Raw genomic sequence first — 14,920 nt, 5'->3', positions numbered from 1 at the left:
TTAAAAAAAATAAAGCAAAATTGCTTTATTTTTTTCTTTACAAAGAGAACGTTTGTTTGTATAATATAAATACGAACAGGCGTTCTAAATTATTTAGGAGTGATTATAATGGAAGCAATAAGAAGATATGCGTTGATGTTGATTGTTTTAATTTTGGGAATTGTTTTAGGTACTTTTGGTTGGCAAGCTGCTTTGGTTGTTTTAACTCCCCTTGTAATGATTTGGCTGATGCTTTGGGATGAAAAAAGCTACAAAAGAAAACAATACGAAAGATATACAGAAAAAAAACAACAATATGCATACAGAAACAGTCGATAAAATATCGGCTGTTTTTCATTTATTCATAATATATTCCTCTTTTCATCCACTATACTCTTTTATTCATAAAACATGAATATTTATTCTTATTTTTTAATATATAATAATTAAATAAATAACATTTCATAACAAAATACACATGAGAGCCTTTACAAACAAGGCTTTTATTATAAATAAAAAAACATATTAATTGATTTATTTTTATAAATAATTTAGTATAAATAGTGTAATTAAATAAATTTCTTTAAGGAGAGGATATGTTTTGACATTAGAGTTAATAAAAATGCTCATCTTCATCTTGCTAGGTACTAAAGTTGCAGGGCATCTTTGTAACAAATTTAACCTGCCCGTTGTATTTGGCGAGTTATTACTAGGGATACTTTTAGGTCCCGCCATTTTAAACATGGTACAAGAAACTGACGGTGTTGCCATGTTTGCTGAAATAGGAATTATTTTACTGATGTTTTTAGTTGGTTTAGAAAGTGACTTAAACCTGCTTAAACGATACCTCAAACCAGCAGTTATAGTTGCTATGTTCGGCGTTTTTGTTCCATTTATCTTCATTAGTATTCTCGGTCACTTAATTGGCATGGGAACTCCAGAATCATTCTTTCTAGGCATTATTTTTAGTGCTACATCACTTAGTATTACCGTTCAAGTACTTAAAGAGTACGACTACCTTGATAACGAAGCTGGCTCAATCACACTTGGCGCGGCTATCCTTGACGACACACTTGTTGTCATCCTCATCAGTCTTTTTACCGCAGTTATTACATTCGATGCAAGTATCGGATTTACTGTCCCTATGGCCTGGGATTTAATCGGCAAGAAAGTACTTTTCTTTGTCATTATGTACCTTGTAGCTAAATACTTTATTACCCCTGTTATGAAATTATCATCCAAAATGAATGCTATTAAAGCTAAAACCGCTATGGCCCTTGTTCTATGTTTTGCTTTTACCATCTTTGCAGAAGAAATGGGCTTAACTGATATTATTGGCGCTTTCTTTATTGGCCTAATGTTATCTAGTCATGAATCTGCTCATGAAATTGAAGCAGACGTTGATACAATAGGTAATAGTCTATTTATCCCAGTTTTTTTCGTTTCTATTGGATTAGTTATCAATATTGAAGCATTATTTTCTCAATTTGGTTTGATTTTACTTTTATCACTTGCTGCAATTGTCACAAAACTTGCTGGCGGATACTTTGCCTCTCGAATGATGAAAGTCAATCGTAAATCAGCATTTGTTGTTGGCTCTGGGATGGTTTCAAGAGGAGAAATGGCTCTAATTGTTGCAAAAATCGGACAAGAAGCTGGCTATATTACTGCTGAATTTTTCACTGCTATTATCGCAGCTATTATTGTCACAACTCTCATTTCACCATTACTATTGAAATTTAGTATTGGTTTAGAACAAAAAGAATCTGATGAATTAATCGCCTAATCAAAAACATCTCTACTAAAATTCCCCTCTGTATTAGAGGAACTTTGGTAAAGGTGTTTTTTTCTATTGATTAGTTTGATTTCTTGGCATAAGCTTAGGGTATTAAAATAGAAAGAAGGCGCTTTTTTATGAATCAATCCACAATCGAATTAACACAAACTTTAACAAGGATGCCATCTCCAACCGGTAACACTTCAGACATTATTAATTTTATTGATTCGCTTCTTAAAGAAAATGGTTACAATGGTCAAATCACTCGAAAGGGTAGTTTAATTGTCACTGTTCCTGGTAAAGATGATGATAATCATCGCTTTATTACCGCCCATATTGACACATTAGGTGCTATGGTTAGAGGAATCAAACCTGACGGACGTCTTAAACTTGATTTGATTGGCGGTTTTCGTTTCAACTCTATTGAAGGCGAGTACTGTACCATTCACACACAAACTGGTAAAGATTACACTGGAACTATTTTAATGCACCAAACAAGTGTCCACGTATATAAGGATGCTGGAACCGCTGAGAGAAATCAAGATAATATGGAAGTTAGAATTGATGAAAAAACTTTCTCTGAAGAGGATACAAAAAAACTTGGTATTGAAGTTGGAGATTTTGTTAGTTTTGATCCTCGAACTGAAATCACACCAAGTGGCTTCATTAAATCTCGCCATTTAGATGATAAAGTGAGTGCTGCTATTTTGATTCAATTTTTACTTAATCTTAAAAAGAATAATGAAACACTTCCTTACACTACTCACTTCTTCTTTTCAAATAACGAAGAAATTGGTTACGGCGGTAACTCAAATATTGATGAGCGCGTTATTGAATATTTGGCTGTTGATATGGGTGCTATGGGAGACGATCAACAAACTGATGAATACACCGTTTCAATTTGCGTAAAAGATGCTAGTGGTCCTTATCATTTAGGTCTTAGAAATCATTTTGTTGCTCTTTGTGAAACTGATAAAATTCCATTTAAATTAGATATTTATCCATTTTATGGAAGTGACGCTTCTGCTGCTATGCGAGCTGGTGCTGATGTAAAACACGGATTGATTGGTGCTGGTATTGAAGCAAGTCATGCATTTGAACGAACTCATAAAGATTCTATCGACGCTACTGAACAATTAGTTACAAAATATTTATTTAGTGAATTATCTTAAAAATAAAAAAGACATGATATAAGAAAAAATAAAAATTAATCACTTTACTTGACCTTTTTTAGAATTAGACGTATGGTTAACACATAAGCTTATAATATAGTGTGGTCGAAAGGCCATGATGAGCAGGTAACTAACAACTACCTAAGTCAGATTTTTGTTGTTTTATTTTGGATAGCTTCTTTCTATTCGATTAGAATCGACTAAATCACTATTCTCTAAGTTTATGGTTCGTCTCTTAAAAAGTGCTGACATTCATTTTTTAAGTGCAAGCTAATCGATAGTCTCAATTCTCGGTTAAAACTGCAGAACTAAATAACGAACCGAATTAAGATTTTATTCTAAAGGAGGAAGATTATTTATGTCAGTAGTATTAAAAGCAGAAGAAAGAGCGGTTAGACCTCGTTCTATCCGTAGAAAATTAAGAGAAGAAGGAAGAGTTCCTAGTGCTGTTCATGGTAATAAAATTGAAAACATTTCATTTTCAATTGATGCTTTAGAATTAGAAAAAGCAATTCGTGAAAACGGCTTAAACTCTGTTTATACTCTTGATATTAACGGAAAAAAAATTAGTACATTGCTTCATGATTACCAATTGGATACTTTTACAAAAGAGTGGATCCATGCTGAATTCTTAGCAGTTGATATGACACAAGAAACTGAAGTAGAAGCTGAATTAACTTTAGTTGGTACTTCTAAGGGTGTTAAAGCTGGTGGCGTACTTGAACAAAACTTATACACTGTTATTGTTTCAGCTACACCAGATAAATTACCTGAACGTGTTGAAGTTGACATTGCTGGCTTAGAAATTGGTGATTCTTTAGTGATTGGTGACATTCCTAAACACGCAGAATTCTCTATCGTAACTGATGCAGAAGAACAAGTTTGTGCTGTTACAGAAATGAACACTCAAGCTGAAGAAGCTGTTCCTGGTGAAGCAAGTGAACCAGAAGTAATTAACGAAAAACCGGCTGAATAAATTTTTCATACAATGAAAGAGAAGACTTTTTATGGTCTTCTCTTTTTTTTTACCTAAAATCATTAAAGTATTTTTAAATTCAATATGAATATTATCAGTCTCTTAACAATTTATGATAGAATGACTTAGGTTTAATAATATTATTAGGAGTGTTAACTTGTGATTGGAATAGATAAAATAAATTTTTTCACCCCAAATACATACATTGATTTAGTTAAATTAGCAACATATCGTGGTGTTGATCCAGATAAATATACAATCGGAATTGGTCAATCAAAAATGGCTGTCCCAACAATTACTCAAGACACTGTCTCTATGGGGGCTAACGCCGCTTTTCCAATATTAGAAAAAAAAGATCTAACAGCGATTGATTTAGTTGTTGTTGGAACTGAAACCGGCATTGATGAATCAAAATCAGCTGCTGCTTTCATTCATCAGCTACTAGGTATCCACCCTTTTGCAAAATCCATTGAAATAAAACAAGCGTGCTACGGGGCCACTGCAGGCCTAATGATGGCTAGAGATTTTGTTAAAACCCATCCTGGTAGAAAAGCCTTAGTTATTGGTTCTGACATTTCAAGATATGGGTTAAATACTTCTGGTGAAGTTACACAAGGTGCTGGAGCTGTTGCTATGTTAATTAGTGAGAACCCTAGAATTTTAGCTATTGAAGACACATCTATTGCGATGTCTGAAAATATTTTTGATTTTTGGCGACCTAATTATTCTGATACAGCTATTGTAGATGGGAAGTTTTCAAATGAAGCTTATGTTAAGTTCTTTAATCTTCTTTGGACTAAATTTACGGAAGAAACAACTTATTCTCTAGATGATATTAGCGCCTTTTGTTTTCATTTACCTTATACAAAAATGGGAAAAAAAGCACTTCTTCCCCTTCTTGAAAATGAATCAGCTAGTGTTAAAGAAAAACTTTTAGCTCATTATGACCTATCTACTGAATACACTAGAAATATTGGAAATATCTATACTGGTTCTCTTTATTTAAGCTTCATGTCTCTTCTAGATAATCAAACAACGTCACTGAAACCAAATGATTTAATTGCATTTTTCAGTTATGGTTCAGGAGCTGTGGGAGAAATATTCTCTGGAAGACTGATTGAAGGTTACGAAAAACACTTAGATACAGCAAATCATAAAGATATGTTAACTGATCGTTATGATTTATCTATTGAAGAATATGAAACTATCTTTAATAAAGAAATACCAAAAACAGATGGGATTCATTCATTAGATGAAGAAAAATACGAAAAAGGAACATTTTACCTATCTCATATTTCTAATCATCAAAGACACTACGAAAAACGTCAATAAGGAGTTTATTTAATTGAAGGAAGTTACTAAAAAATTTTATAAGCAGACTAGGATTGAAAGAATCCAAACACTAGTCAACGAAGGTTTTTTAACTACTGAGGATGCTGATTTACTTATTCAAAATCCTCTTTTAGATAATACTATTGCTGATTCTCTCATTGAAAATCAAATTTCTCAGTTCCACTTACCAATGGGAATTGCACGAGATTTTGTGATTGATGGTGTCACTAGGCAGATTCCTTTAGTTGTTGAAGAACCTTCTGTGATTGCGGCATGTAGTAATGCAGCCAAAATAGTTGGTAAAGAAGGATTTAAAACAACCATTAAAACAAGAGAAATGATTGGTCAAATTATTCTAAAAAATATTCCTGATATAGCATTTGCTATTTCTCAAATTGAAGAGAACAAACAACATATTTTCAACTTGGCAAATGAGGTTCACCCTTCTATTGTTGCAAGAGGTGGTGGACTTAAAAACATTACTATCCGTGTTGTACCAGAACATCCATTAAATACGGCGCAATTTTTAACGGTTCATTTAATGGTTGATGTAAAAGATGCTATGGGAGCTAACATTATTAATACAATTTTAGAAGGTGTTACACCTTATCTTTTAGAATTAACTAAAGGAAGCTCTTTAATGTCCATATTGAGCAACTACAATACAGAAGCACTTGTAACAGCTACGTGTGCTATTCCTGTTGACAGATTAACAACACCTTATTATGATGGCAGAAATATCGCTGAAAAAATAGTTGAAGCAAGTCTTTATTCAAAATTAGATCCTTATAGAGCTGCTACTCACAATAAAGGGATTATGAACGGAATTGACTCTGTTGTCATAGCAACAGGAAATGATCCACGAGCTGTTGAAGCTGGCGCTCATGCCTACGCTTGCCGAAACGGTCAATACGAAGGCATGAGTAACTGGCACTTAAAGAATGACTCTCTCTTAGGAGAATTAACATTACCAATGGCAATTGGCAGTGTTGGTGGTGCAATTTCTGTTTTACCTTTGGCTCAAGCCAATCTTAACTTACTCGGAGTCACCTCTTCTGAGGAACTTGCTAGAATCATACTATGCGTCGGCCTTGCTCAAAATTTTGCCGCATTAAAAGCGTTAGTGAGCGATGGTATTCAAAAAGGACATATGAGTTTACATGCTAGCTCCCTTGCTATTCAAGTAGGTGCTAAAGAGGAAGAAATTGAACAAGTCGCAACACTACTTCGACAAGAATCTAAAATGAATTCAACCATAGCAAAAAACATACTTATATCTATTAGAGAAAGAGGATAACTAAAAAGGTTATTCTCTTTTTTTATAGGACCTACGCCCTATTTTATTCTCATTTTAACTCCTGTAGAATAATAGTTATATTACTTTAATTTAAAGGAGTTTATGGATAATGTCGAAGAAAAAGAAAATAATTATTGGTGTTGTTGCTGGTGTCGTTGTTTTAGGGATTGGAGCTAAGGTTTTATTAGGAGGTAGTAAAGCTAAAGAAGAAGCTTCTAACGAACCTAACATTGAGTACTACTCTGTCAAAGATATTGACCAAGTGTTTATTAACGGGATTGTTACACCTACAAAATCCAAAGAATTTATCAAAGATGCTACATTAGGTAAATTAGGTGATTTGAATGTAAAAAATGGTGATACTGTTGAGAAAGATACGGTTTTATATCAATACGTTGATGAAACAAGTAGTAATCAAATCACAGAATTAAAATTCCAGATTGAAACAACTCAATCTGAAAAAGAAAAAGCATCTCGTCAAATGCAATTAGATTTAAATGAATTAGCCAATGCAGGAAGTGCTACAACATCTGCTAGTGGTGCAGAAGGTGCTGCTGCGCCAAATAATGCTAATACACAAGAAAGTATTCGTTTAAAATATGATTTAAATAGCTTTGATATTAAAATGAATCAATTACAAAGCCAAATTGATGAGCTATACGCTAAACAAGTTAACCAAGTAACAGCTCCATTTAGTGGTCAGGTAAATATTCCTGATGATCAAAACCGTGATAGCGCTATTATGACGCTGACATCAAATGATTTCTATGTTGAAGGCGAAGTTAACGAACGTGACCTTGAAAAAATTAAAGAAAAACAACCTGCTGAAGTAAGAACAATTGCTGACAACAAAGTTTACAAGGGTGAAATTATTCATATTTCAAACACTCCTACTTCTGCTCAAGCTTCATCAGCCGGTGCAGGTACTCAAATGGGTGGCCAAAGTTCTGGTAGCAGTGCACTATCTACCTATACTGTTAAATTATCATTAAAAGACACAAAAAATGTTCGTAAAGGATTCCATGTTCAAGCTTCTGTAAAATTAGAAGATAAAAAACTTGAAGTGCCAGAAGAAGCTGTTCATACAGATAAAAAAGAGAACAAAAAATATGTTTTAGTTGATGACTTTGGAACTGTTTTACGTAAAGACATTGAAGTTGATAGTAAAGGCGCTAAAAAAGGAATGGTTGTTGTTAATAGCGGTCTTGAAGGATTAGACAAAGTCATTGTTAAATCTGAAAAAGAATTAAAAAGCGGTGAATTAATTAGTGAGTTAGGAACTGAAAATTCAGAGGAGTTGAAATAAGATGGTCGAAGAATTAAACAATGAAGAAATAACTAGTGAAGAGCTTGCTAGTGAAGAATTCTTACCCTCTTCTTCTCCTGCTTCGCTAATTGAATTGACTGATATTAATAAATATTACCCTGTTGGTAAAGAAAAATTACATGTTTTGAAAAATTTAAATTTAACTATTGAACAAGGCGAATTTTTGATGATCATGGGAAAATCAGGTAGTGGGAAAACAACCTTAATGAATATTATTGGTTTTCTCGATCAATCCTCTGATGGAAGTTATATTTTCGATGACCAAGATGTCTCAAAATTAACTGAAAATCAAAAATCTGATTTAAGAAATAAATACATTGGTTTTATTTTCCAACAATTTTTCTTAATTCAATCACTTAATGTGTCTCAAAATGTTGAATTACCAATGGTTTACGAAGGTCAGAAAAAAGAAGCAAAAAGAAAACAAATTGCTGAGCATTACCTTCATTTAGTTGGACTTGAAGGAAAAGAAAACTCTAAGACAACCGAACTATCTGGTGGCCAACAACAACGTGTAGCTATCGCTCGTGCACTTGTTAATGAACCTCTTTTAATCATGGCTGATGAACCAACTGGTGCTTTAGATAGCGAAACAAGTGCTGATATTATGGGAATTCTGTCTGATTTAAACAAAGAAGGAAAAACAATCGTTATGGTTACTCATGATAACGATATGAGAAAGTATGCATCTCGTGTTGTTTATATGAAAGACGGTTTATTCCTAACAGAGGAGGAATATACAAATGCTTAAAAATTTATTATTAAGTACTTTTTTGAGCTTAAGAGCCCATAAATTACGTGTTTTTCTTACAATGGTAGGAATTATCATTGGTATTACTGCGGTTGTTATTGTCTCTGCTATTGGTGAAGGGATGAAACAAAGCAGTATGAAAGTTATGGAATCCACTGATGCTGATACCGTTCGTTTAATCTATAAAGTAGACATGGAAGACGATTCAGCCGCATCAGAAAGTTCTTTTGATAACTTCGCTTTCAATATGTCAGATTTAAAAATGCTTAGAAAAATTAAAGGTGTCGATAACCTATCTGCTGACTATGGTTACGGATTTGGCCCACAAGACGGAGTAAGTGCCAATGTCGCCTTTTTTGAAACTGGTAGCTCTACTCAAGTTCAAGCCTATCAAAAACCAGATGAAAATGTTACTTTTGGTTCTGATTTTACTGCTGAGGATATGAATAAAGATCGAGTGGTACTTGCTTATGACACAATGCTTGGGTTAAATATAAAAAAACCAAAAGATATTATTGGAAAAGCCATTGATATTGATGGACAGAAATATCAAGTAATTGGTGTTAAAAAGAAAATTAATATGGATGAGATGATTACGGATGGTTCTGTTTTTAATAGTGTTATCCCTAAGAGATCATTTAATGAATTAACAAAAGATAAACCAATAAATGCTATCAAGCTTAAAGTAGCAGCTGGGCATGAACGTGAACAAGTAATAAGTGAAGCCAACACTTTACTTAAAGATTATCATCCTGAATTAGTTGGTAATTTTGAAGAAGATAGAACAAATGAAAAAATTAGACAACAGATGGAGCAAATGATTCAGGCCGTTGTTACTGGTCTAATTTTCATTACTGCTATTTCATTACTTGTTGGTGGTATTGGGGTAATGAATATTATGTACGTTTCAGTCTCTGAAAGAAAACGAGAAATCGGAATTAGACGTGCGATTGGTGCTAAACCTTCAAATATTTTAATTCAATTCCTTTTAGAAGCAGCCTTTATCACACTGATTGGTGGTGTGCTTGGCGTTCTATTAGGTGCTGGCATTGCAAACTTAATTTCTACCCTAATTCCAAATGTACAGGCCATTGTCAGTCCAAAAATGGCTCTCCTTTCTGCCGGTATTTCAGCAGGTATTGGTCTTATATTCGGTGTCATTCCAGCTATTAACGCTGCTAAGATGGACCCAATTAAAGCTATTTATCAATAAAAATGAAAACAGAGGTAACTTTTTTAAAAAGTTAACCTCTGTTTTTTTAGACCTAAAACTCTCTCACACTTGATTTAGAATTTACAGTCATTATTTTTCTTGTTTTTTTAGGTTTTGAGTTAATTTTGATTACTAAATTCAAAATAAGAATAGCTGCTAATCCGAAATACCCCATTAAAAAATATGTCATAGACCTTCCCTTTCTTTACACTTATTCTTTGTAAACTGAGTTTAATTCATCAATTCTATCGGCTAATAGTTACGTTATTAATAAAAATCTGACTCATATAGTTAATATACAATAATTTTCAGAAAATATAAAAATAAATGCCTATCTTTCTTGAAAATTTCAGAAATAAAAAAAGAAACCATACAACTTGGTTTCTCCTCTTTACTTCTAAATATAAAATAGATTTTCTGATGAAAAGATGGCATCACTTGTAACGTCCATTCCTAAACGTTTCAGTATTTGTTCGTCATCTTTATTTAACATCACAGTTGAATGAGCTTGAGTTCCCTCTAAATCAGATAATTTATCATAAGCTATTTGAGCCGTTGGATTAGTCACCGCACTGATTGATAAAGCAATCAATACTTCATTAGCATTTAAGGCTGTAATTTTACTGTGTAAATCAACATCCTTCATTTTACGAATAGTTTCTAAAATCACCGGTGACAATAGTAATATTTCATCTGAAATATTAGCTAGATATTTAATTGAATTTAGAATAGCTGCAGCCGATGAATCCATTAAATCAGTTGAACGCCCTGTAATAATTTTCCCATCTGGTAATTCAAAAGCCATAACTGAAACAGGTGTTATCGTTGCTTCTGCTTTAGCGTCTTTTTTCTTTAATTTGGCAGCATATTCTCTTGCTGGTACAACTGGAAGGCGGTCTTCTTTCTTTAATTCCATCTCTTCCATAATGACTTGGATACGATTAACCACTTCATCATCAACCATTCCACGTTTAAAGAAACATTCAGTATCAAAACATCTACGAATAATTTCTTCTTTTGAAGCCTCTTTTACCACGTCATCATCAATAATCCCAAAGCCAACCCGGTTAACTCCCATATCTGTTGGAGACTTAAAGACTGACTCTTGGTGAGTAATTCGTTCGATGATTCGTTTGATTACTGGAAATGTTTCAATGTCTCGATTGTAGTTTACCGCAACTTCTCCATATGCTTCATAATGATAAGAATCAATCATGTTCACATCTTTTAAATCAACGGTTGCTGCTTCATAAGCAATGTTTAAAGGATGCTTTAATGGAATATTCCAAACTGGGAATGTCTCAAATTTAGAATAACCAGCAGCACGTCCTAATTTACTTTCATGATATATTTGGCTTAAACTTGTGGCTAATTTCCCACTACCAGCTCCTGGAGCCGTTACAACAACAATCGGTTTTGTTGTTGGAATGTAAGGATTTTTACCAAAGCCCTCATCACTCACAATTTGATCAATGTTATATGGATACCCTTCAATTGCTTCATGAGTGTAAACTTTAATATCTCTTTTTTCAAGTTTATTAATAAAAACTTTTGTTGCAGGTTGCCCGCTGTAGCGCGTAATTAACACACTGTTGACTTTTAAGCCATATTCAGTAAATTCATCGATTGATTTTAAAATATCCATGTCGTAAGTGATACCGTAGTCTCCGCGGATTTTATTTCTTTCGATGTCCCCTGCGTAAGCACAAATAATAACTTCTGCTTGATCTTTTAATTTTTGAAGAATTTTAATTTTAGAATCTTCATCAAATCCTGGTAAGACACGTTTGGCATGTTTATCACCAATTAATTTCCCGCCAAATTCTAGATACAATTTGTCGTAATCATTTACTCTTTCCAAAATATACTTTGATTGCTCTTCAATATATTTTTGAGAATCAAATCCGATTTTTTTCATGATGATCCCTCCATTAAATTGTCTGACACGTTATTATAAAATAAATTGACACTATTTCCAATAAAAAACTTTTCAATTTATTCTACTCATACCTTTTAGCTTATCATAATCAATGCTGAAATTCATTTAATTCCATCTAAATAGACAAAAAAACTAAAATTAATAATGAGAATTTAGAAAAAACAAAACCATTGTTATTAATTAATGTTACAATATAAATAGATTTAAAATAGTTAAAGGAGTGTTTTAAGAATGGAAGTATCAGAACGAATTGCAGCTTTACGTAAATTGATGGAACAAAATGGAATCGATTACTATGTTGTTCCGACAGCCGACTATCATCAAAGTGAATATGTTGGCGAACATTTCAAAGTAAGAAAATGGATTACTGGATTTGACGGTTCTGCAGGTACAGCAGTAATTGCCATGAATGAAGCAGGACTTTGGACTGACGGTAGATATTTCATCGCTGCAGCACAACAACTTGAAGGCTCTGGCGTTGACTTATTCAAAATGGGTGAACCTGGCGTTCCAACAATCGTTGAATTTTTAAGCGAAAAAGTTGGTAAAGGTCAAACAATTGGTTTTGACGGACGGACAGTATCTATGGGTGATGGTTTAGTTTATGAAGACATCGCTAATTCTCATGATGGTGGAATTAAATATGACGTTGATTTAATTGACGAATTATGGACTGATCGACCTGAATTATCGAAAAAACCTGCTTTCCACTTAGAAACTAAGTACTCTGGTGAAGATACTACATCTAAACTAATTCGCTTACGTGAACAAATGAGCAAAAACAACACAAATACTCACGTTTTAACTTCATTAGATGATATTTGCTGGTTACTAAATATTCGTGGAGATGATATTGATTTCTTCCCTATGGTATTAAGCTATGCTGTTGTTACAATGGATGCTGTTGAATTATTCATTGATGACTCTAAGTTAAATGATGACATTAAAGCTGATTTTGCTAAAAATAATGTCAAGGTACATCCTTACAACGATGTTTACGAATATGTTAAATCATTTGGCAATGAAACATCACTACTTGCTGACCCTGTAAGAATGAACTATGCATTAATCAAAAATATTTCAAATAGTACTGCTATTACTAAAGAAGTTAACCCTACTGTTATTTTTAAAGCTGTTAAAAATGACACTGAAATTAACAATATGAAACAAGCACAAATTAAAGATGGTGTAGCACATACTAAATACATGTACTGGTTAAAACATGAAGTTGGCAAAACTAAAATCACTGAGTTGAGTGCTACTGATAAATTAGTTGCTTTAAGAAAAGAACAAGAAGGCTATATCCGTCAAAGTTTTGCTCCAATTACGGCTTACGGAGAACATGGTGCAATTGTTCATTATTCTGCTTCTGAAGAAACTGATATTGAAGTGAAAAAAGGCTCATTCCTTTTAAGCGATACTGGTGCTGGTTTCTATGAAGGATCAACTGACATTACAAGAACTTTCGCTTTAGGTGATGTATCTGAAGAACTTAAAAAACATTATACAATTACTTTAAGAAGTAATATTCAATTAGATAAAGCTGTTTTCTTACAAGGCGTTAACGGTACTAACTTAGATGTTTTAGCTCGTATGCCATTCTGGCGTGAAAACTTAAATTATAACCATGGTACTGGTCACGGTGTTGGTTACTTACTTAACATCCATGAAGGTCCAAGTGGTTTCCGTTGGCAATATCGTCCAGGTGAATCACATGAATTAGTTGAAGGCATGGTTCTTACTAATGAACCTGGCGTTTACATTCAAGGTTCTCATGGTGTTCGACTTGAAAATGAATTACTTGTTGTAAAAGATACTAAAAATGAATACGGTCAATTCTTAAAATTTGAAACAATGTCTTATGTACCATTTGATATTGACGCAATTAATGTGGACATGTTATTAGATGAAGAAAGAGAATGGTTAAATGACTACCATCAATTGGTTACTAAATTAATCGCTCCTCATTTAACATCTGACGAACAAGCTTGGTTAAAAGAAATCACTAAACCAATCTAGTTCAAGTTACTATTTATCGAAAAAAAACTAGTCTGGCTATTCCAAAAACGAATAGCTAAACTAGTTTTTTTAAGTGTCCTCATTATTGTTATATCAACGTTTCAAGCTGATTTTAATTACAAAAAAAAGGAAAAAATCAAAAAATGATTTTATCCTTTTTAACTTCTTTTATAATTCGCCTGCAAACTTTAATTTTAATTTTTCTAGCATGTCTTTTGTCATTTTATCCAAATCATATTCTGGTTTAAAATCCCATTCATCTTTAGCACATTCGCAGTCTAATGAATCTGGCCAAGAATCTGCAATGGCTTGCAATTTAGGATTAACATCATAACTTAATGTAAACTCAGGCAATATTTTTTGAATGCTTGCTTTGATTTCTTCTGGTTCAAATGACATTGCAGAAATATTAAACGCATTACGATGAGTTAATTGGCTTTCTGGAACTTCCATTAATTTAACGATTGCGTTAATGGCATCTGGCATATACATCATATCCATGTATGTTCCTTCGCCGATTGGACTAACATAAGAGCCTTTTTTCAATGCTTCATAGTAAATTTCAACGGCATAATCGGTTGTTCCACCACCTGGTAAAGTATCATAAGAAATTAGACCTGGGAAACGAACACCTCTAGTATCCACGCCAAATTTAGTATGGTAGTAATCACATAATAATTCACCAGCTACTTTTGTTACACCATACATTGTTTTTGGACGTTGTAAAGTGTCTTGAGGTGTACCTTTTTTAGGTGTATCAGGACCAAATGCGCCAATTGAACTTGGTGTGAAAAATTGTAAGTCTAATTTTCTTGCCACTTCAAGAGCATTAGTTAACCCCGTCATATTAATTTGCCAAGCAAGTTGTGGTTTATCCTCAGCTACTGAAGATAAAAGTGACGCTAAGTGGATAATGGTATCTGCTTTAAACTCACTTGCAAGTTCAAACATTCTTTCTTCATCAAGAACATCTAATATTTCAAATAATCCTTCTTTAACAATAGGGTTATCTTCTGGTTTTCTAATATCAGTTGCTAAAACATTGTCAATACCTTTATCTTTTCTTAAACGGTTCACTAATTCTGAACCAATTTGGCCTAGACAGCCCGTTACTATAACTCGATTCATCGTCATCCAC

Annotated in this window: 12 protein-coding genes; 10 read left to right on the top strand and 2 right to left on the bottom strand. The window is 33.2% G+C overall.

Annotation, left to right across the window (positions count from 1 at the left end; genetic code table 11):
• Positions 1 to 108 precede the first annotated feature (108 nt).
• The 9 genes from RR554_RS06465 (at position 109) to RR554_RS06425 (ending at position 9,824) form a co-directional block, all read left to right on the top strand.
• Entirely contained in the window at positions 109 to 318 is a 210-nt protein-coding gene (locus RR554_RS06465) for a hypothetical protein (protein WP_332463402.1), read from the top strand.
• Between the two features lie 262 nt (positions 319 to 580).
• A complete protein-coding gene (locus RR554_RS06460; protein ID WP_332463403.1) occupies positions 581 to 1,765 on the top strand; it encodes a cation:proton antiporter in 1,185 nt (394 codons plus the stop codon).
• A 128-nt stretch (positions 1,766 to 1,893) separates the two neighbouring features.
• Positions 1,894 to 2,928 carry a M42 family metallopeptidase gene (locus RR554_RS06455; RefSeq protein ID WP_332467655.1) on the top strand — a complete coding sequence of 345 codons (1,035 nt, stop codon included), beginning with the start codon at positions 1,894 to 1,896 and terminating at the stop codon, positions 2,926 to 2,928.
• Between the two features lie 358 nt (positions 2,929 to 3,286).
• Positions 3,287 to 3,904, top strand: a complete 618-nt coding sequence (locus RR554_RS06450) for a 50S ribosomal protein L25/general stress protein Ctc (RefSeq protein WP_332463405.1) — start codon at positions 3,287 to 3,289, stop codon at positions 3,902 to 3,904.
• A 159-nt stretch (positions 3,905 to 4,063) separates the two neighbouring features.
• The gene (locus RR554_RS06445) at positions 4,064 to 5,236 is read left to right on the top strand and encodes a hydroxymethylglutaryl-CoA synthase (RefSeq protein ID WP_332467654.1); all 1,173 of its coding nucleotides are present in this window, start codon (positions 4,064 to 4,066) and stop codon (positions 5,234 to 5,236) included.
• Positions 5,237 to 5,249: 13 nt separating this feature from the next.
• Complete coding sequence (locus tag RR554_RS06440; protein ID WP_332467653.1) at positions 5,250 to 6,533, top strand: hydroxymethylglutaryl-CoA reductase, degradative; 1,284 nt, start codon at positions 5,250 to 5,252, stop codon at positions 6,531 to 6,533.
• 109 nt (positions 6,534 to 6,642) lie between these two features.
• Positions 6,643 to 7,839, top strand: a complete 1,197-nt coding sequence (locus RR554_RS06435; protein ID WP_332467652.1) for an efflux RND transporter periplasmic adaptor subunit — start codon at positions 6,643 to 6,645, stop codon at positions 7,837 to 7,839.
• A gap of 1 nt (position 7,840) precedes the next feature.
• Positions 7,841 to 8,611 carry an ABC transporter ATP-binding protein gene (locus RR554_RS06430; RefSeq protein ID WP_332463409.1) on the top strand — a complete coding sequence of 257 codons (771 nt, stop codon included), beginning with the start codon at positions 7,841 to 7,843 and terminating at the stop codon, positions 8,609 to 8,611.
• Entirely contained in the window at positions 8,604 to 9,824 is a 1,221-nt protein-coding gene (locus RR554_RS06425) for an ABC transporter permease (RefSeq protein ID WP_332463410.1), read from the top strand. The genes RR554_RS06430 and RR554_RS06425 overlap by 8 nt, the downstream gene beginning before the upstream one ends.
• Positions 9,825 to 10,221: 397 nt before the next feature.
• Here the strand turns inward: RR554_RS06425 and RR554_RS06420 are convergent, their stop codons facing one another.
• Complete coding sequence (locus RR554_RS06420; RefSeq protein WP_332463411.1) at positions 10,222 to 11,742, bottom strand: DUF1846 domain-containing protein; 1,521 nt, start codon at positions 11,740 to 11,742, stop codon at positions 10,222 to 10,224.
• Between the two features lie 252 nt (positions 11,743 to 11,994).
• Between RR554_RS06420 and RR554_RS06415 the strand changes: the two genes are divergently transcribed.
• A complete protein-coding gene (locus RR554_RS06415; RefSeq protein WP_332467651.1) occupies positions 11,995 to 13,782 on the top strand; it encodes an aminopeptidase P family protein in 1,788 nt (595 codons plus the stop codon).
• 168 nt (positions 13,783 to 13,950) lie between these two features.
• On the opposite strand, the gene RR554_RS06410 is transcribed toward RR554_RS06415, so the two are convergent.
• Positions 13,951 to 14,910: an L-threonine 3-dehydrogenase gene (locus tag RR554_RS06410; RefSeq protein WP_332463413.1), complete on the bottom strand. Its 960-nt coding sequence runs from the start codon at positions 14,908 to 14,910 to the stop codon at positions 13,951 to 13,953.
• Between the last annotated feature and the right edge of the window lie 10 nt (positions 14,911 to 14,920).

It is taken from the genome of Vagococcus sp. (assembly GCF_036639995.1).
GTDB lineage: Bacteria > Bacillota > Bacilli > Lactobacillales > Vagococcaceae > Vagococcus.
This window is presented reverse-complemented; position numbering and strand designations above follow the sequence as displayed.

Bases quoted from the DNA above. Each gene is read 5' to 3' on its own strand.
- RR554_RS06415 (WP_332467651.1), top strand. From the start codon at position 11,995: ATGGAAGTATCAGAACGAATTGCAGCTTTACGTAAATTGATGGAACAA.
- RR554_RS06420 (WP_332463411.1), bottom strand. From the start codon at position 11,742: ATGAAAAAAATCGGATTTGATTCTCAAAAATATATTGAAGAGCAATCA.
- RR554_RS06465 (WP_332463402.1), top strand. From the start codon at position 109: ATGGAAGCAATAAGAAGATATGCGTTGATGTTGATTGTTTTAATTTTG.
- RR554_RS06425 (WP_332463410.1), top strand. From the start codon at position 8,604: ATGCTTAAAAATTTATTATTAAGTACTTTTTTGAGCTTAAGAGCCCAT.
- RR554_RS06435 (WP_332467652.1), top strand. From the start codon at position 6,643: ATGTCGAAGAAAAAGAAAATAATTATTGGTGTTGTTGCTGGTGTCGTT.
- RR554_RS06450 (WP_332463405.1), top strand. From the start codon at position 3,287: ATGTCAGTAGTATTAAAAGCAGAAGAAAGAGCGGTTAGACCTCGTTCT.
- RR554_RS06410 (WP_332463413.1), bottom strand. From the start codon at position 14,910: ATGAATCGAGTTATAGTAACGGGCTGTCTAGGCCAAATTGGTTCAGAA.
- RR554_RS06430 (WP_332463409.1), top strand. From the start codon at position 7,841: ATGGTCGAAGAATTAAACAATGAAGAAATAACTAGTGAAGAGCTTGCT.
- RR554_RS06455 (WP_332467655.1), top strand. From the start codon at position 1,894: ATGAATCAATCCACAATCGAATTAACACAAACTTTAACAAGGATGCCA.